Source organism: Nocardia thailandica NBRC 100428, assembly GCF_000308795.1.
GTDB classification, from domain to species: Bacteria; Actinomycetota; Actinomycetes; order Mycobacteriales; family Mycobacteriaceae; genus Nocardia; species Nocardia thailandica.
In genome coordinates, this window is sequence record NZ_BAGK01000025.1 from 78,915 (window position 1) to 95,041 (window position 16,127).

Consider the following 16,127-nt stretch of genomic DNA (forward strand, 5'->3'; position numbering starts at 1 on the left):
GCGCAGCGCGATCGGGTCGGGCTCGCGGCCACCGCAACGCCCGCGGAGACGCGCGGGCACGCCGCCGGAGAGGGCTGGTCGGCAAACACATCGAGCGTCCCGTGGCACACGGGACGCTCGTCGCGTATTCAGGTGTCTTCGCCGATCAAACCAGGGCAGCTAGCCGACCCGGCTCATCTGCGAGCCCACTTCGGGCCACCGCGCACGGTCAACGGTCGAAGGGGGAGGCCACGACGGCCTCCCCCTTCCACAGCATTCCGGTCAGCGGCGCCAGTCGTCGTAGTCGTCGTCCTCGTTGTTCCATCGGGACACCGACTCGTCCGCGTCGTGCTCATCGGACAGCACACCACCACTTACATGGGAGCTGGGGCTTCCGGAGAGCTCACGCTGAAGGCTCGCGAAGTCGGTCGACGGCGAGCTGTACTTCAGCTCTCGTGCGACCTTGGTCTGCTTTGCCTTAGCCCGGCCACGGCCCATGGCTGACCCCCTCGCGTCACAGCGGGGCGGCCTGGGGTTTGTTGGCGGCCCCGTTCGAATTAATACTCTTCCTGACAGACACTTTAGCGTGTGTCAGGCGGTCGTGCTTCCAGGAGTGGGTGAAGAACTCCCGAACTGGTGCCGTTTGCCTGACTGTCGCCCGGGCGCCGCCGGTTCAGAGCACTCCCGGAACCGCCCGCACGACCCCCACCCGCGCACCGCCGCCGAGCACCGCCGGGGCCGCCAGCGCGGTGTGCTCGTCGGTCCATTCGATGTCGAGAGCTCGGAGAACGGCCAGCGTCAACGGCATTCGCGCCCGGTCGGCGCCGTCGTCGATCTTGTACGCGAAGGCCCGGCCGTCCGGCAGCGCACCGGCGTGCACGCCGTCCGCGCCGATCTTGCAGAACAGGCCGGGCGTGGCCGACATGGCCAGCAGATCCGGCCCGCTGGTGCCCGAAATCACTCGCGGATGCGCGCGCACGGCATCGGCGATCCGCCTGCGCGGGTCGCCGGGAGGGGCCGTGGTGAAGCCGGCGAACGCGCGGGCGAGGTTGATCAGCGAGACGGGCACGATCGGCAGGCCGCAGCCGTCGATGCCGAGGTCGGTCTCCGGTTCGCCGGTGACGTCGGCGATGGTGTCGGCGACCGCGCGCTGCAGCGGATGGTCGATGTCGAGATAGCCGGTCACCGGCCAGCCGTTGATCCGGCAGGTGGCCAGCATGGCCGCGTGTTTGCCCGAGCAGTTCATGTAGAGCGGGCTCGGCCCGGCGCCGGTCAGCGCGGCGGCGCGGGCGTGCTCCTCGAAGGGCAGGTCGGCCGGGCAGGCCAGGTCGGCCGGGGCGAACCCGAACCGGTCGAGCAGGCGGCGGACGAGGGCGACGTGATCGGGCTCGCCGAAGTGCGAGGCCGTCGACAGGGCCAGCTCCTCGTCGTCGACCGGATCGAAACCGAGGCGGAGCAGGGCGAGCGCCTGCATCGGCTTGTTGGTCGAGCGCGGGTAGATCGGGCCGTGCGTCTCGCCGAGTTCGGTGATCGGCTCGCCGTCCGCGCCCAGCACCACCACCGACCCGCGGTGCACGCACTCGCGGAATCCCGACCGCACCACCTCGACCAGCTCCACGCTCACGGGCGGACCTCCACGACCTGCGGCGCGCCGCGGCGGGCGTGCCGGTCGATCTGCATGCGCACGTCGTCGGAGATGGTCGGCTCCTCGATGCGCAGCCGTTCGAGCAGGGCGGGGTCGGTGCCGGTGAACACGTCGCGCACGGTGATGCCGTGCGCGGGGGTGTGCACCACCCGGACCTCGTCGCCGGCGCCGATCGTGCCCTCGGTGAGGACCCGCAGGTAGGCGCCGGTGTCGCCGCGCTGCGTGAAGCGTTTGACCCACTGCTTCTCGCCGGACCACTGCTGGAAGGTCGCGCACGGCACCCGCGGCGCGCTCACCTCGAGCAGGGTGTCGCCGACGGCCCAGCGGGCGCCGAGCACCGCGTCACTGACGGCGAGACCGGTCACGCGCAGGTTCTCCCCGAACCAGCCCGCGGGCAGGTCGCGGCCGAGCTCGTCCGCCCACCGGCGCGCGTCCTCCTCGGCATAGGCGTAGACGGCCTGGTGCACGCCGCCGTGGTTGACGGTGTCGCAGACGTGGTCGCCGCCGAGGCCGAGCGCGCCGACCGGCACCCGGCCCGGCACCGGGCGCTTGTCGATGGCGGTACGGCCGACCCGGGTGCGGACCTCGCGTTCGGCGTGCACGACGCAGACGGCCTCGACCCGGCCGACGTCGCCGGTGCGCATGACGTTCACCGGCCGCGCAGCCGGTCGACGGCGGCCCGGCCCGGCTGGACGCCGTCCTCGGCCGGGACGGAATCCGGATCGATCGCGGCGGCCGCGCTGCCCGCGACCAGCTCGGTGCCCGCCGGGACCGAGCGCTTGATCAGCGCCAGCGCGATCGGGCCGAGCTCGAAGTGGTCGACCACGGTGCCGAGCCTGCCCACCGCGCGGCCGCCCGCGGTGACGTCGTCGCCGGTGGCGGGACGCTCGTCGGCGGAGCCGTCGAGGTGCAGCAGCAGCAGGTTGCGGGGCGGCTTGCCGAGGTTGTGCACCCGGGCGACCGTCTCCTGCCCGCGATAGCAGCCCTTGTTCAGGTGGACCGCGCCGAACTCGGCGGGCCCGCCGATCCAGCGGGCCTCGTGCGGGATGGTGCGGTCGTCGGTGTCCACGCCGATGCGGGGGCGCAGGGCGGCCACCCGCAGCGCCTCGAACGCCCACATGCCCGCGGGTTCGGCGCCCGCGGCGGTGAGCGCGGACCAGTGGGTGATCAGCGTCTCGCGGGGGATGATCAGGTCGTAGGAGTCGGCGGTCGGCCAGGGCATGCGGCGCACGAAACCGCCGGCCGGCAGCGCGGTGGCGGCGTAGACCTCGCCCGGCAGGGCGGCGATGCCGAGGACGCTCGCCAGGGCGGCCGCGCCGGGGCCGAGCAGGCTCAGCACGGCGTGATCGGGCGCGGCCTCGGGCTTCGCGTCGGCCCAGAACACCATGCGCTGCAGGAAGGTCAGCAGGTCGGGGCCGCGCTCGGCCTCGGTGTCGAACCACAGCGTGCCGTCGAGGTCGGTGAGCACGAAGTGGTGCTGTACCCGGCCGTTGAGGTCGAGGTCGAGGTTCTCGGCGCTGTGCCCGTCGGGCAGGGCGGTGAGGTGCTGGCTCGAGATGGTGTGCAGCCAGCTCAGGCGCTCGCCGCCGGTGATCCGGCCGACGCTGCGATGCGAGCGATCGACGACCGCGACGCGCTGGACCGCGGCCTTCTGTTCACCGAACGGATCACCGTAGTGCCACGCGACCGCGGCATCCGGGGACCCCTCGGCGCCCGCGACGGCACCCGGTGTGTGCAGAACAGGACTGGGGGCGACGACCACCGACACGCCCTCCACTGTAGGCCGCCGCGCCGCGACGCGCTGCGGGCGGTGTCCCCGCGCTGCCGAATCTCGGGGCAGTGATAGGCATAACGGCTTGATAACGCCTAGGGTTGTCGCCCATGGAGGATCGCGTTCTAGTCACGCTCGACGGTGCCCTGGAGGACCCCGACTCACCCTTGCTCTACGCCGACGACATCGGCGCCCTGCGCGGCGACGGCGTCTTCGAGACGCTACTCGTGCGCCGCGGGGTGCCGACGGCGCTGGAGTATCACCTCGGCCGGCTGCGGCACTCGGCCCAGGCCCTGGAACTACCGGATGTCGAGCTGTCGAAGTGGCGCTCGGCGGCGGAGGAGGCGGCCAAGGTCTGGGGGCCCGAGCGCGAGGGTGTCATGCGCTGGGTCTACACGCGCGGCCGGGATTCCGACTTCGAGGCGCCGACCTCCGAGCTGGCGCCCGAGACGCCGAAGCCGACCGGCTACGTCCTGGTCTCGCCGGTGCCCGAGCGCGTGGCCAAGGCGCGGACCGAGGGCGTGAAGGTGATGTCGCTGGCCCGCGGCATCTCCATCGACCTGGCCCAGGCCGCGCCGTGGCAGCTGCTCGGCGCCAAGACGCTGTCCTACGCGACCAACATGGCCGCGCTGCGGTTCGCGCGCCGGATGGGCAACGACGACGTGATCTACACCAGCACCGAGAGCCGGGTGCTGGAGGGTCCGCGCTCGACGGTGGTCATTGCCCGGGACAAGCAGCTGATCACCCCGCCCGCCAAGAACGGCGTGCTGCCCGGGGTAACCCAGCGTTCGCTGTACAACGTCGCGGAGAAGGCGGGCTGGGACTGCCGCTACGAATCGCTGTTCACCGCCGACCTGTTCGACTGCGACAGCATCTGGCTGCTGTCGAGCGTCACGCTGGCCGCGCGGGTCAACCAGTTCGACGGTGTGCGCATGTCGGCGCCCGACAACGCCGACGAGATCCGGGATCTGGTGGACCAGGGCATCGAGCGCTCGGGTTCCATCGGCGACTGGTGAACGCCGCTGCGGGGTGCGGGTGGGGTACCCCGCGGCGGTGTTACGTGATCGTTCGGCTACCGCGCAGCGTGTCGTGAGCGCGAACACGTTGTGGGCGACCGGCTCCGGCGTAAGCTTTACTACGACATGTCGTAGTAGTGGCAGGAGTACGGATGAGCACCCTGGACGTCTCCCGGTGGCAATTCGGTATCACCACGGTCTACCACTTCATCTTCGTTCCGCTGACCATCGGCCTCGCTCCGCTCATCGCGATGATGCAGACCGCCTGGGTCGTCACCGGCAACGACGCGTGGTACCGCCTCACCAAATTCTTCGGCAAGGTCTTCCTGATCAACTTCGCCATCGGCGTCGCCACCGGCATCGTGCAGGAATTCCAGTTCGGCATGAACTGGAGCGAGTACTCCCGATTCGTCGGTGACGTCTTCGGCGCACCGCTCGCCTTCGAGGCCCTGATCGCCTTCTTCATGGAGTCGACCTTCATCGGCCTCTGGATCTTCGGCTGGACCCGCCTGCCCAGGCTCGTGCACCTGGCCTGCATCTGGCTCGTCGCCATCGGCGTGAACGCCTCGGCCTACTTCATCGTCGCGGCCAACTCCTTCATGCAGCACCCGGTCGGCGCCCGCTTCAACCCCGAGACCGGCCGCGCCGAACTGGAGAGCATCTGGACCCTGCTCACCAACAACACCTCGCTCGCCGCGTTCCCCCACGTCGTCGCCGGCGCGTTCCTCACCGCGGGCACCTTCGTCGCCGGCATCGCGGGCTGGTACATGGTGCGCAACGCGCGCAGCGGCGACGCCGCGAAACTCGAAGAGGCGCGGTCGATGTGGCGGCCGGTCGGCCGGATCTCGCTGGTGATCGTCGCCCTCGCCGGCGTCGCGGTGATCTTCACCGGCGACATCCAGGGCAAGCTGATGTTCCAGCAGCAGCCCATGAAGATGGCCTCCGCCGAATCGCTCTGCCACACCCAGACCGACCCCGACTTCTCCATCCTCACCGTCGGCACGCACAACAACTGCGACAGCGTGATCCACGTGCTCGAGGTGCCCTACGTGCTCCCGTTCCTGGCCGAGGGCAAGTTCGAGGGCGTCACCCTGCAGGGCGTACAGGACCTCCAGCAGTCCTACGTCGACCAGTTCGGCCCCGGCGACTACCGGCCCAACCTGTTCGTCACCTACTGGTCCTTCCGCGCCATGATCGGCCTGGCCGCCGGTTCGGTGCTGTTGCTGCTGGCCGGATTCTGGGTGACCCGCGGCGGCCGGGTGCCCGACCAGCGCTGGTTCTCCTGGCTGTCGCTGCTCGCCATCCCCACCCCGTTCCTGGCCAACATCTCCGGCTGGGTGTTCACCGAGATGGGCCGCCAGCCCTGGGTGGTCGTGCCGAATCCGACCGGCGACAAGAACATCCGGCTCATGGTCGGCGACGGCGTCTCGCAGCACGCCTCGGGCACGGTCTGGCTGTCGCTGACGGTGTTCACGCTGCTCTACGGCGCGCTGGCCGTCGTGTGGTTCTACCTGATCCGGCGCTACGTGGTCGCCGGACCCGATCCCGCGCCCGGGCACGCGTCCGGTGACGACGGCCCCGACGACGGCGACGGCGGGGGCGGGCACCGCGCCACCGGCGAACCCGTCGAACAACTGTCCTTCGCGTACTAGGAGTGGCGGCGATGACACTGGCTGAATTCTGGTTCGTGCTGATCGGTGTGCTGTTCACCGGTTACTTCGTGCTCGAGGGCTTCGACTTCGGCGTCGGCATGCTCATGCCGGTGCTCGGCAAGGGCTCCGACACCCGCAGGCGCGTCGTCCTCAACACCATCGGCCCCGTGTGGGACGCCAACGAGGTCTGGCTGATCACCGCGGGCGGCGCGATGTTCGCGGCGTTCCCCGAGTGGTACGCGAGCATGTTCTCCGGCTTCTACCTGGCGCTGCTGCTGCTCCTGGTCGCGCTGATCCTGCGGATCTGCGCCATCGAGTACCGCGCCAAGATCAACGACCCGAAGTGGCGGGCGTGGTGCGACCTCGGGATCGGCATCGGTTCCTGGGTGCCCGCGCTGGCCTGGGGCTGGGTGTTCGCCAACCTCGTGCGCGGCGTCCCGCTCGACGCCGACCGGCAGATCGTCGGCTCCGTCGGGGACCTGCTCAGCCCCTACGCCCTGCTCGGCGGGCTGGCCACGGGCGTCCTCTTCGCCTTCCACGGCGCGATCTTCCTCGTGCTCAAGACCGGCGGCGAGGTCCGCGACGACGCCCAGCGCATCGCCCGGCTGCTGCTCGGTCCGACGGTGGTCGTCGTCGGCGCCTTCGGGCTGTGGACCCAGCTCGCCTACGGCTCCGGCTGGACCTGGATCGCCCTCGGCGCCGCCGTCGCCGGCCTGCTGGCCGCCGCGGGCGCCACCTTCGCCGGCCGTGACGGCTGGGCCTTCGTCGGCACCACGATCACGGTGGCCGCCGCCACCGCGCTGCTGGTCGGCTCGCTGTTCCCCAACGTGCTGCCCTCCACCATCGACCCGGCCTTCGACCTGACCATCGCCAACGCCTCGTCGACGCCCTACACGCTGAAGGTGATGACCTGGGTGGCGCTGCTGGCCACGCCGGTGGTGCTGATCTACCAGGGCTGGACCTACTGGGTGTTCCGCAAGCGCCTCACCGTCGAACAGATCCCGGCACCGGCCGGACTGTCGCTGAGCGGCAAGGGCTGATTCCATGGCGCGCCGCCCTGTCGACCCGCGGCTGTGGCGGTACGCCCGTTCCGCCCGGCGGCACCTGATCGTCGCCGTCGGGCTCGCGATGGTGGTCACCGCGACCATCGTCGTGACCGCGGTGCTGCTGGCCCGGGTGCTCGCCGGGGTGATCACCGACCCCGGCCGGCGCGAACTCGGGCAGTGGACCGCCGAATTCGCGCTGCTGGCCGTCACGATCGCGGTGCGGGCGCTGGCGAGCTGGTGGCAGGCGCGGCTCGCGCACCGGGCGGGCGCGGCCGTGGTCACCGAGCTCGAACAGGCGGTGCTGGCCACCGCGGCCCGGCTGCCACCGCGCGAGGCCGAGGCCCGCCGCACCGAACTCGCGGTGATCGTCGGCAGCGGGCTGAGCGGGCTGCGGGCCTGGTTCACCGGATACCTGCCCGCGCTGCTGCTGGCCTGCCTGGTGCCGCCGGTGGTCATGATCGTCATCGGGATCGCCGACCCGGCCTCCGCGCTGATCGCCGTCGTCACGGTGCCCCTCATCCCCGTGTTCATGGTGCTCATCGGCCTGCTCACCCAGGGGCGGGCCGACGAGACGCTCACCGCGGCCACCCGGCTCTCCGACCAGCTGCTCGACCTCTTCGCCGGCATGCCGACCCTGCGCGCGCTCGGCCGCGAGAACCCGGGCGGGCGCAGCATGGCGGGCCGGGTACGCGCGCTCGGCGACCAGCTGCGGGAGCGGACCATGCGGGCGCTGCGCCTGGCGTTCCTGTCCTCGATGGTGCTCGAACTCCTGGCCACCCTCAGCGTGGCGGTGATCGCGGTGGCCATCGGCATGCGGCTGGTGTACGGCGAGATGAGCCTCTACGCCGGGCTCGTCGCGCTGATCCTGGCGCCCGAGGTGTATCTGCCGCTGCGGCAGGTCGGCGAGCGGTTCCACGCGGCCCAGGACGGGATGGCCGCCGGGGAGCGGGCCTTCGCGGTGCTGGACGCCGCGCCGCCCGCCGCGACCGCCGCGGGCGACGTGCTCGGTCACGGTCCGTCGCGCATCGAGCTGCGCGAGGTGAGCGTCGCGGCGCGGGACGGGTTCGCCCCCGCCGGGCTGTCGGCCGTGCTCGAGCCCGGCCGGGTCACCGTGCTCACCGGTCCGAACGGGTCAGGGAAGTCGACCGCCCTCCAGGTCGTCCTCGGCCTCACCGCCGCCGACCGAGGCGCGGTGACCGTCGACGGCCGCGACGTCGCGTCGCTCGACCCGGACGCCTGGTGGTCCCGGGTCGCCTGGCTGCCGCAGCGGCCGGTCCTCGTGCCGGGCACGCTGCGGGAGAACGTCACGCTGCTCGGGGCGCGGATCGGGCCATCGGCCGGTGCGCCGTCCCCGGCGGGCGGCGCCGGATCGCGGGCCGGAGACGTGCTCGACGAGGTGAGCCACGCCACGGGTTTCGGCGCCGTGCTCGCCGAGCTGCCCCGGGGGTGGGAGACCACCGTCGGCCGCGGCGGGGTCGGGCTGTCCCTCGGGCAGCGGCAGCGGCTGGCGCTGACCCGGGTGCTCGCCTCGCGCCGGCCGATCCTGCTGCTGGACGAGCCGACCGCGCACCTCGACGCCGACAGCGAGGCCGAGGTCCTGGCCACCCTGCGCCGCCTGGCCGGTGAAGGCGCCACCGTCGTGGTCGTCGGCCACCGGCCCGCCGTGCTGGCCGCCGCCGACACCGTCGTCGAGGTCGGCGCCCGGGCGGAAGCGGTGGCGTCGTGAACGCGCTGATCGGGGATCTCCGCCGCATGTGGCGGCTGCTCGCGCTGTCGCCGTGGCGGGTGGCGGTCGCCGTCGCCTGGGGTGTGCTGGCGCTCGGGAGCGGGCTCGCGCTGGCCGCCCTCGCCGCGTGGCTCATCGCCCGCGCCTGGCAGATGCCGCCGGTCCTCGATCTCAGCGTCGCCGTGGTCGCCGTGCGCGCCCTCGGCATCTCGCGGGGCGTGGCGCGGTACCTGGAGCGGCTGGCGACGCACGACGTCGCGCTGCGGGCCATGACCGCCGCGCGTGTCTCGGTGTACGAGGCGCTGGCGCACCGGGATTCGTGGTGGTGGCCGGGCCGGTTCGCGCCGCCGACCGAGGACGCCGGCGGGCCGGGCGCCGCGGCGGCGGGGCGTGGGCTCGCCGGGATGCGGCGCGGCGACCTGCTCGTCCGGATCCGGGACGACATCGACGATCTCGGCGCCGTCGTCGTGCGCGTCTTCGTGCCGGTCGCGGTGGCGGTGCTGCTGTCGCTCGGCGCGGTGGCGCTGCTGGCGACGATCTCCGTCGCGGGCGCGGCGATCCTGGCGGCGGCGCTGCTGCTGGCCGGGGTGGTCGCGCCGTGGCTGTCCGCCCGGGCCGCCCGGGAGGCGGAGGAGGCCGTGCGCGGCGACCGGGGCGAGTTCACCGCGCAGGCGGTCACCGTGCTCGACCACGCGGCCGAACTCCGCGTGGCGGGCCGACTGGACACCGCGCTCGCCGCCGCCCGCGACGCGGGCCTGCGCGCGGTCCGCGCCGAGGACACCGCCGCCCGCCACAGCGCGCTGGCCGCCGCGGCCACCCCGTTCTCGATCGGCGTCAGCGCCCTCGGCGCGCTGCTCGTCGGCGTGGCCGCCTACGGGCCGACCGGCGGCCTACCCGGCGGCATGACGCCCATGGCCCTGACGATCCTCGTCCTGGTGCCGCTGTCGGCCTTCGAAGCCGTCGGCGCCCTCCCGGCGGCCGCGACCACCCTCACGGTCGCCCGCGCCGCCCTGCGCAGGCTGGAGGCCGATCACCTGGCACCGGCCGGGGCGGTCCCGAGCCCGCCGTCGGCGGACTCCCGGTTCGCGGACCTCCCGCCCGCGCGCCGGATCGCCGTCGTCGGCCCCAGCGGCGCGGGCAAGACGACCCTGCTCATGCGCTGGGCGGGCCTGTTCGACACCCCGCGCGAGGGCGTCACCTTCTTCGCCGAGGACGCCCACCTGTTCAGCACGTCCCTGCTGGAGAACCTGCGGGTCGGCCGGGGCGACCTCACCGAACCCGAAGCCGAGGAGGCGTTGCGCGCGGTCGGCCTCGGCGCGTGGGTGGCCGACCTCCCCGACGGCCTGCACACCACCCTCGACGGCGGCGCCGCGGCCGTGTCGGGCGGCCAGCGCAGGCGGATCCTGCTGGCCCGCGCCCTGATCTCCCCGGCCCGCGTCCTGCTGCTGGACGAACCGACCGAACACCTCGACGAGGCCGACGGCGAGCGCCTGCTGCGCGCCCTGCTCGACGCGGACAGCGGCCTGGTCGCCCCCGACCGCGTCGTCGTGGTGGTGACCCACCGTCTCCCCGAGGACCACCGCGCGGACACTGTGCTGCGCGTCACCGGATCCGGCGAGGTCAGCGAGCTTTTCGCCCGCCGCGAAAATCAATTGCGCACCCCCTCCGCCGCTCATTAGATTTGAGGTACACAAGAGAGGAGGTGGTCTGAAGAATGTATGTTTCTTGGACGCGTGAGGTGGCTGCCCGCTAGCAGCTCCACTGCGGGAGATTCCCCAGCGGTGCGCTGAGCGAATCCCAGGCAGTCACCCGACCCCCGAGCCCCCGGAGATGTCCTACCGGGATCGCCGGCTCCGTCACGGAATCGGCGATACGGCTCGGGGGTCGCTCCATGTCCGGGGCGGAACGTCGCCCCAGCGGTGCTCGAAGGCGCCGCGGCCGGCTTCCCCGCGGGATGGCGCGGCGACGGCCGGCGGCGCCGTCAGCCGACGTAGCGCTGGAGGCGGGCCGACAGGCGGGGGACGAGGTCGCCGTCGGCGGCGACGCGTTCCTCGACGTAGGCCAGGTCGCCGCCCTCGACGATGCCGTAGAGGCGCTTGGCGCCGCCGACGACCGCGCCGGACTGGCTGCGGATCACCACATCGGTGGCCAGCTCCCAGGACGACTGGTTGAGCGCGTGGCCGTAGAACAGTTCGACGATGCCGGAGGCATGGGTGAGCAGCAGCTCGATCACCTCGTCGTCACCGTCGACGCCGACGCGCCAGTAGCCGCTCTCGCGCAGGTCCGGGCCCGCGTAGGCGCCCTCGGCGTCGAGCTTCCAGGACTGCGCCTCCCAGACCAGGTACTCGCCGCCGTCGTGGGAGACGGTGATCTGCTGGCCGAAGCGGTAGTCACCGTCGGTGGGGTGGTTGCCCTCGCCCTCGCCGCGCCACACGCCGACCAGCGGCAGCAGCGCCAGGTTGGCGTGGTTCAGATCGGGGCCGAGGCGCAGGTTCGCGGTGTCCTCGGGCAGCGGGAGGCCCGGGAGCACGGCGATGTTGCGGGCGCCGGTCTCCTTCGCCCGCTCGGCGGCGGCGTTGACCGCCTCGTCGCCGCTGCGGCGCTCGGCCGACGCCGTATCGCTCGCGTCACTCACGTCGCTCGCCCGCTCGGCCGGCTGATCGGGACTCTCGCTCGGGAGTCCGCTCATGACGCGGCGCCCAGGGAGTCACGAGCTGGGGCCTGCGTGGTTACACTGTGCTGCCGCCTCCGGCCCCCGACGCTCATGACTCGGTGAACAGCCGGTAGAAGACGTACAGGCCGAACCAGCCGATGAGGATCGACACGGCCACAAGGAGAATCTCGAAGAAGAGGACCACGAGGGGGAGTCTAGCGAGTTCCGGCGGCGGATACGAAAGCGGCCCTGGCAGTTCCCGCACAGGAACTACCAGGGCCGTTGTGAGCTCTCGCCCCGCGAAACTACTTCGCGACCTCGACGTCCACGTTGTGGATGCCCGCACCCTCGGGGGTGATCTGGGCGGTGCCGTTACCGGCCGAGGACAGCGCGCGCACGGTCCACGCGCCCGGCGCGGCGAAGAAGCGGAAATCGCCGGTGCCGGAGGCGACGACCTCGGCGGTGAAGTCACCGTTGCCGTCGAGCAGACGCACGAACGCGCCGCCGACGGGCTGGCCGTCCGCGCTCAGCACGCGACCGGTGATCACGGTCTCCTTCTCCACGTCGACGTTCGACGGGATGGCCTGACCCTGGGTAGGTGCTGCACACATATTGATTACGCTCCCAACTCGATAGGTGCACCGACGAGCGAGCCGTACTCGGTCCAGCTACCGTCGTAGTTCTTGACATTCTGGTGGCCCAGCAGCTCCTGCAGCACGAACCAGGTGTGCGACGAGCGCTCACCGATGCGGCAGTAGGCGATGGTCTCCTTCTCGCCGTCCAGGCCCGCGTCCTTGTAGAGCTCGGCGAGCTCGGCGTCGGAACGGAAGGTGCCGTCCTCGTTGGCGGCCTTGCTCCACGGCACGTTGATCGCGCCGGGGATGTGGCCCGGACGCTGGCTCTGCTCCTGCGGCAGGTGGGCCGGGGCAAGGATCTTACCGGAGAACTCGTCGGGCGAGCGAACGTCGACGAGGTTCTTGGCGCCGATGGCGTCGATGACCTCGTCGCGGAAGGCGCGGATCGAGTTGTCGGGGGCGGCGGCCTTGTACTGGGTGGCCGGGCGGCTCACGGCGTCACGCGAGAGCGGGCGGCCGTCGAGCTCCCACTTCTTGCGACCGCCGTCGAGCAGCTTGACGTCGTTGTGGCCGTAGAGCTTGAAGTACCAGTACGCGTAGGCGGCGAACCAGTTGTTGTTGCCGCCGTAGAGCACCACGGTGTCGTCGTTGGCGATGCCACGCTCGGACAGCAGCGCGGAGAACTGCTCCTGGTTGACGAAGTCACGACGGACCTGATCCTGCAGGTCGGTCTTCCAGTCGAGGCGCACGGCGCCCTCGATGTGGCCGCCCTCGTAGGCGGAAGTGTCCTCGTCGACCTCGACGAAGACGACGCCGGGGGCGTTGAGGTTCTCTTCGGCCCAGTCCACGGAGACCAGGACATCGGAGCGAGCCATGTTGTTCCTTTCGAAAGATGACGTGCGGATCAGTGCGTTGCCGGTGTCGGTGACGTGGTCCGGCGGAAGCGGGCGACCAGCGGGTAGATCTGGCAGCCCAGGCAGATCCCGAACGCCGCGTTCAGGAACGCGGCGAACAGGGCGAAGCCGGCGAAAACCACGCCGACGATCGGGGAGCCGAGCGCGAAGCCCAGCAGGGAGGCGGCCGCGAAGACGAAGCCGAGCAGCTGCGCGAACCGCAGCGGCGGCACCGGTTCGGTCTCGGTCACCGGACCGAGCCGGGGCGCGACGAACGTCGCGTACAGGCGGCCGTAGGGGTGCTTGCGGGGACCCTGGGCGGCGCCGATCGCGAACACGATCGCCTGCAGCCCGATGAGCACCACCGCCACGGCGGGCGCGAAGGCGGCCGTGAGCAGCACGAGGACGAGGACGCCGGTGGTCACCCAGGCCACGAAACGGGGCCCGCGGACATCCACCTGCGTGGGGGAAGTGGTCGAGGTCATGGTGCGATCTCCTGCGCTGAAGTCGGGAAGGACTGGGGGCCGGTTCGCCGGGGGATCGGTGATCACTCGCGCGGCGGACACAGGTCGGCGTCAGGAATTTCCGGTGAAGAAGGACTGCCGACCGCTCAGCGGCACAGGCAGCAACAACCACCGAGGCGGCACAGATCTACCGTGCGGCGTCGGGTGAGCATCAGCTCGTGGTCGGATTGCACGGGAAGTAGTTTACCCGGTCCCCCCGGGGAATCGTCCAGGGGTTCGACGGATCGGTGCGGGATCACACTGTCAAGGGCTCGAGCGCGGTGCGCAGATCGGCCGCCTTCGGCACGCCCGAGATGCGGAAACGCTCCTTGCCGTCGCCGTCGAAGACGAAGGTCGTCGGCAGCGAGAGGACGTTGAGGGAGCGGGCGAGCGCGGGCTCGGCGTCGATGTCGACCTCGATGTCGCGCGGGGCGTTGGGCGACTCCGCCAGCTCGGTCGTCACGTTGGCCACCACGCGACGCACCGCCGCGCACGGGCCGCACCAGTCGGCGGAGAAGTGCAGCACGGCGGGGGTGCTTCCGGTCACGCCGGCGGCGGCGAGCAGCTGTTCCCGCTCCGGGACGGGGGTGCGGATGTCGCTGGCGCGGACGCGGCCCTGGCGGGCGCGCAGCAGCAGGCCGACCACCACGGCGGCGGCGAGCACGGCGAACAGGATGACGATCTCGATCATGGTTGCTGCAATCGGTCCAGGTCGATGGTGACGTTGCGCCCGACACCCTCGATCACGATCTGACCGCCGACGGCCGACACCTCGGTCGGCCGGATGCCGAAGGGCAACTCCTTGGTATCGATCGTACGGCTGAAGCGTTCGAGCACGGCCGGGCGATCGGCCTCGGAGATCTCGTTCTGCGGCGTGGTGGCGGGCGCGGGGGCGGTCGGGTCCTTGTAGAAGCGGGTCGCCTGGATGCGGACCTGATCGCCGACGAGCAGCAGGTCGGCCTCGACCTTCACCTCGGTGCGGGTGACGGCGGCGGCGGTGGTGGTCGCCGCGGTCGACACCGCGGCGGGCAGCACGCGGCCGTTGGGGCTGGTCGGCAGCGTGCCGACAAGGACGACCGCGCCCGCGGTGGTCATGCCGGTGCCGCCGGACCCGCCGGTGCCGTCGGACTTGTCGGCGGGCGGCCCGAGGACCTGCAGGTCGGGGATGCCGAAGAGTCTGCCGAGTTCGGTCGGTTCGATGCGCATGCGGACGTCGACCCGGTCGACCGGGACCGTGCGCACCTCGCCGCCTGCGAGTTCGCCCGCCGGGGCGTGCAGCCCGAACAGGCTGGCCTCCAGCGCGATCTCGCCGGGGATGTCGGGGCGCATGCTGCGGGCCCGGATCTCGATGTTGTCGAAGGTTCCCGAGGCCGCCTGGGCGGCGAACGGGAAGCCGTGCACGGTCACCTCGGGATCGGCGGAGAGCGCCGCGCCCGCCCGCAGCTGGCGGGACAGGTGGTACTCCGAGTACGCGGCGGCGCCGAAATCGATCACCACCGCCAAACCGGCCAGGCACAGCAGCCCGATGATCAGCTTGCGCATGCCGTAAGCGTAGTGGGCGCCGGATCCGGGCTGTCGGGCGCGGCGACGTGGACCGTTTCGCGCACCATGTCCGGAGCGCGGCCGGTGCGGCGCGCTAATGTTGCACTCGATTACCTGTGTTTCGGCGACGTGGCCCAGCGCCGGCGCTCGCCGTCCGCGCAGTCACGAGATAGGAGGAGAGCCCGTGGAGCTGCTCCTGCTGACCTCGGATCCCAATCCGGAGGCGGTCCTGCCGTCGTTGTCGCTGCTGGCACACAACGTGCGGCCCGCGCCCACCGAGGTGGCCTCGCTGCTCGAGGCCGGTACCGCCGATGTGGCGCTGGTCGACGCGCGGACCGACCTGGCCGCCGCGCGCGGCCTGTGCCGCCTGCTGGGCAGCACCGGGTCCTCGGTGCCGGTCGTCGCGGTGCTGACCGAGGGCGGACTGGTCGCGGTGAACGCGGACTGGGGTCTTGACGACATCCTCCTGCCGGGCACCGGCCCCGCCGAACTGGACGCGCGCCTCCGCCTGCTGGTCGGCCGCAACGGCGGCGTCGCCAGCCCGGAGAACACGGGCAAGATCACCCTCGGCGAGCTGGTGATCGACGAGGGCACCTACACCGCGCGGTTACGCGGCCGCCCGCTTGACCTCACCTACAAGGAGTTCGAACTCCTGAAATACCTCGCCCAGCACGCGGGCCGGGTCTTCACCCGCGCCCAGCTGCTGCAGGAGGTCTGGGGCTACGACTTCTTCGGCGGCACCCGCACCGTCGACGTGCACGTCCGGCGCCTGCGCGCGAAGCTGGGCAGCGAGTACGAATCGCTGATCGGCACCGTGCGCAATGTCGGCTACAAGGCGGTGCGCCCGGCCCGCAACACCTCGGCCAAGGGCGAAGCGGTGAGCTTCCCCGACGACGACATCGACGGCGACGATTCCACGCTCACGCCGATCAACGGCCAGGCCACCTAGCCGATCACAGGAGGGGAACGGGCGATGGCACAGACGCCGATTGCCGGACTGTCGCTGCGCTGGGAGTCCGCGCTCGCGCCGGGTACCGCCGACGCGGTCCGCGCGCTGCTCGGCCGTTCGGCCGCCGCCGACGGGGTAACGCCGGTATCCGAGTCAGGCGGTAGCTTCTCGCTGTCG

16 protein-coding genes are annotated in these 16,127 nt (G+C 71.8%); 6 read left to right on the forward strand and 10 right to left on the reverse strand.

The features are described from left to right. Positions 1-261: 261 nt before the first annotated feature. The 4 genes from ON36_RS02935 to ygfZ form a co-directional block, all read right to left on the reverse strand. The gene (locus tag ON36_RS02935) at positions 262-477 is read right to left on the reverse strand and encodes a DUF3073 domain-containing protein (protein WP_043647407.1); all 216 of its coding nucleotides are present in this window, start codon (positions 475-477) and stop codon (positions 262-264) included. Between the two features lie 175 nt (positions 478-652). Further along, positions 653-1,603 (reverse strand): asparaginase, encoded by a 951-nt coding sequence (locus ON36_RS02940; RefSeq protein WP_043647408.1) that lies wholly within the window; start codon positions 1,601-1,603, stop codon positions 653-655. Beyond that, on the reverse strand, positions 1,600-2,268 hold the full coding sequence (locus tag ON36_RS02945) for an MOSC domain-containing protein (protein WP_043647436.1): 669 nt from the start codon (positions 2,266-2,268) through the stop codon (positions 1,600-1,602). The genes ON36_RS02940 and ON36_RS02945 overlap by 4 nt, the downstream gene beginning before the upstream one ends. Before the next feature lie 5 nt (positions 2,269-2,273). After that, on the reverse strand, positions 2,274-3,392 hold the full coding sequence (ygfZ, locus tag ON36_RS02950) for a CAF17-like 4Fe-4S cluster assembly/insertion protein YgfZ (RefSeq protein ID WP_083884874.1): 1,119 nt from the start codon (positions 3,390-3,392) through the stop codon (positions 2,274-2,276). A 113-nt stretch (positions 3,393-3,505) separates the two neighbouring features. Between ygfZ and ON36_RS02955 the strand changes: the two genes are divergently transcribed. The 5 genes from ON36_RS02955 (at position 3,506) to ON36_RS02975 (ending at position 10,514) form a co-directional block, all read left to right on the forward strand. Further along, positions 3,506-4,411 (forward strand): aminodeoxychorismate lyase, encoded by a 906-nt coding sequence (locus ON36_RS02955; protein WP_043647410.1) that lies wholly within the window; start codon positions 3,506-3,508, stop codon positions 4,409-4,411. Between the two features lie 152 nt (positions 4,412-4,563). Next, positions 4,564-6,063, forward strand: a complete 1,500-nt coding sequence (locus tag ON36_RS02960) for a cytochrome ubiquinol oxidase subunit I (RefSeq protein ID WP_043647411.1) — start codon at positions 4,564-4,566, stop codon at positions 6,061-6,063. 11 nt (positions 6,064-6,074) lie between these two features. Continuing rightward, complete coding sequence (cydB, locus tag ON36_RS02965; protein WP_043647437.1) at positions 6,075-7,103, forward strand: cytochrome d ubiquinol oxidase subunit II; 1,029 nt, start codon at positions 6,075-6,077, stop codon at positions 7,101-7,103. Between the two features lie 4 nt (positions 7,104-7,107). Next, entirely contained in the window at positions 7,108-8,835 is a 1,728-nt protein-coding gene (gene cydD, locus ON36_RS02970; protein WP_043647412.1) for a thiol reductant ABC exporter subunit CydD, read from the forward strand. 26 nt (positions 8,836-8,861) lie between these two features. Beyond that, a complete protein-coding gene (locus tag ON36_RS02975; RefSeq protein ID WP_174377532.1) occupies positions 8,862-10,514 on the forward strand; it encodes an ATP-binding cassette domain-containing protein in 1,653 nt (550 codons plus the stop codon). Between the two features lie 302 nt (positions 10,515-10,816). On the opposite strand, the gene ON36_RS02980 is transcribed toward ON36_RS02975, so the two are convergent. The 6 genes from ON36_RS02980 to ON36_RS03010 form a co-directional block, all read right to left on the reverse strand. Continuing rightward, positions 10,817-11,524: a heme-binding beta-barrel domain-containing protein gene (locus tag ON36_RS02980; RefSeq protein WP_052313586.1), complete on the reverse strand. Its 708-nt coding sequence runs from the start codon at positions 11,522-11,524 to the stop codon at positions 10,817-10,819. Between the two features lie 269 nt (positions 11,525-11,793). Continuing rightward, positions 11,794-12,099, reverse strand: coding sequence for a DUF1416 domain-containing protein (locus tag ON36_RS02990; RefSeq protein WP_043647414.1), 306 nt, complete (start codon positions 12,097-12,099; stop codon positions 11,794-11,796). Positions 12,100-12,104: 5 nt separating this feature from the next. Further along, on the reverse strand, positions 12,105-12,938 hold the full coding sequence (locus ON36_RS02995; protein ID WP_043647415.1) for a sulfurtransferase: 834 nt from the start codon (positions 12,936-12,938) through the stop codon (positions 12,105-12,107). Between the two features lie 29 nt (positions 12,939-12,967). Then, positions 12,968-13,441 carry a DUF4395 domain-containing protein gene (locus ON36_RS03000; protein ID WP_043647416.1) on the reverse strand — a complete coding sequence of 158 codons (474 nt, stop codon included), beginning with the start codon at positions 13,439-13,441 and terminating at the stop codon, positions 12,968-12,970. Positions 13,442-13,715: 274 nt separating this feature from the next. After that, positions 13,716-14,150 (reverse strand): thioredoxin family protein, encoded by a 435-nt coding sequence (locus ON36_RS03005; RefSeq protein WP_043647417.1) that lies wholly within the window; start codon positions 14,148-14,150, stop codon positions 13,716-13,718. Beyond that, positions 14,147-15,001 carry an LmeA family phospholipid-binding protein gene (locus tag ON36_RS03010; RefSeq protein ID WP_043647418.1) on the reverse strand — a complete coding sequence of 285 codons (855 nt, stop codon included), beginning with the start codon at positions 14,999-15,001 and terminating at the stop codon, positions 14,147-14,149. Before ON36_RS03010 ends, ON36_RS03005 begins: the two co-directional genes overlap by 4 nt. 184 nt (positions 15,002-15,185) lie before the next feature. Between ON36_RS03010 and ON36_RS03015 the strand changes: the two genes are divergently transcribed. Continuing rightward, the gene (locus tag ON36_RS03015) at positions 15,186-15,950 is read left to right on the forward strand and encodes a winged helix-turn-helix transcriptional regulator (RefSeq protein ID WP_043647419.1); all 765 of its coding nucleotides are present in this window, start codon (positions 15,186-15,188) and stop codon (positions 15,948-15,950) included. Positions 15,951-16,127 lie beyond the last annotated feature (177 nt).

Excerpts from the sequence above, each read along its gene's own strand:
- ON36_RS02935 (WP_043647407.1), bottom strand. The coding sequence starts at position 477 with ATGGGCCGTGGCCGGGCTAAGGCAAAGCAGACCAAGGTCGCACGAGAG.
- ON36_RS02945 (WP_043647436.1), bottom strand. The coding sequence starts at position 2,268 with ATGCGCACCGGCGACGTCGGCCGGGTCGAGGCCGTCTGCGTCGTGCAC.
- ON36_RS02955 (WP_043647410.1), top strand. The coding sequence starts at position 3,506 with ATGGAGGATCGCGTTCTAGTCACGCTCGACGGTGCCCTGGAGGACCCC.
- ON36_RS02960 (WP_043647411.1), top strand. The coding sequence starts at position 4,564 with ATGAGCACCCTGGACGTCTCCCGGTGGCAATTCGGTATCACCACGGTC.
- cydB (WP_043647437.1), top strand. The coding sequence starts at position 6,075 with ATGACACTGGCTGAATTCTGGTTCGTGCTGATCGGTGTGCTGTTCACC.
- cydD (WP_043647412.1), top strand. The coding sequence starts at position 7,108 with ATGGCGCGCCGCCCTGTCGACCCGCGGCTGTGGCGGTACGCCCGTTCC.
- ON36_RS02975 (WP_174377532.1), top strand. The coding sequence starts at position 8,862 with ATGTGGCGGCTGCTCGCGCTGTCGCCGTGGCGGGTGGCGGTCGCCGTC.
- ON36_RS02980 (WP_052313586.1), bottom strand. The coding sequence starts at position 11,524 with ATGAGCGGACTCCCGAGCGAGAGTCCCGATCAGCCGGCCGAGCGGGCG.
- ON36_RS02990 (WP_043647414.1), bottom strand. The coding sequence starts at position 12,099 with ATGTGTGCAGCACCTACCCAGGGTCAGGCCATCCCGTCGAACGTCGAC.
- ON36_RS02995 (WP_043647415.1), bottom strand. The coding sequence starts at position 12,938 with ATGGCTCGCTCCGATGTCCTGGTCTCCGTGGACTGGGCCGAAGAGAAC.
- ON36_RS03000 (WP_043647416.1), bottom strand. The coding sequence starts at position 13,441 with ATGACCTCGACCACTTCCCCCACGCAGGTGGATGTCCGCGGGCCCCGT.
- ON36_RS03005 (WP_043647417.1), bottom strand. The coding sequence starts at position 14,150 with ATGATCGAGATCGTCATCCTGTTCGCCGTGCTCGCCGCCGCCGTGGTG.
- ON36_RS03010 (WP_043647418.1), bottom strand. The coding sequence starts at position 15,001 with ATGCGCAAGCTGATCATCGGGCTGCTGTGCCTGGCCGGTTTGGCGGTG.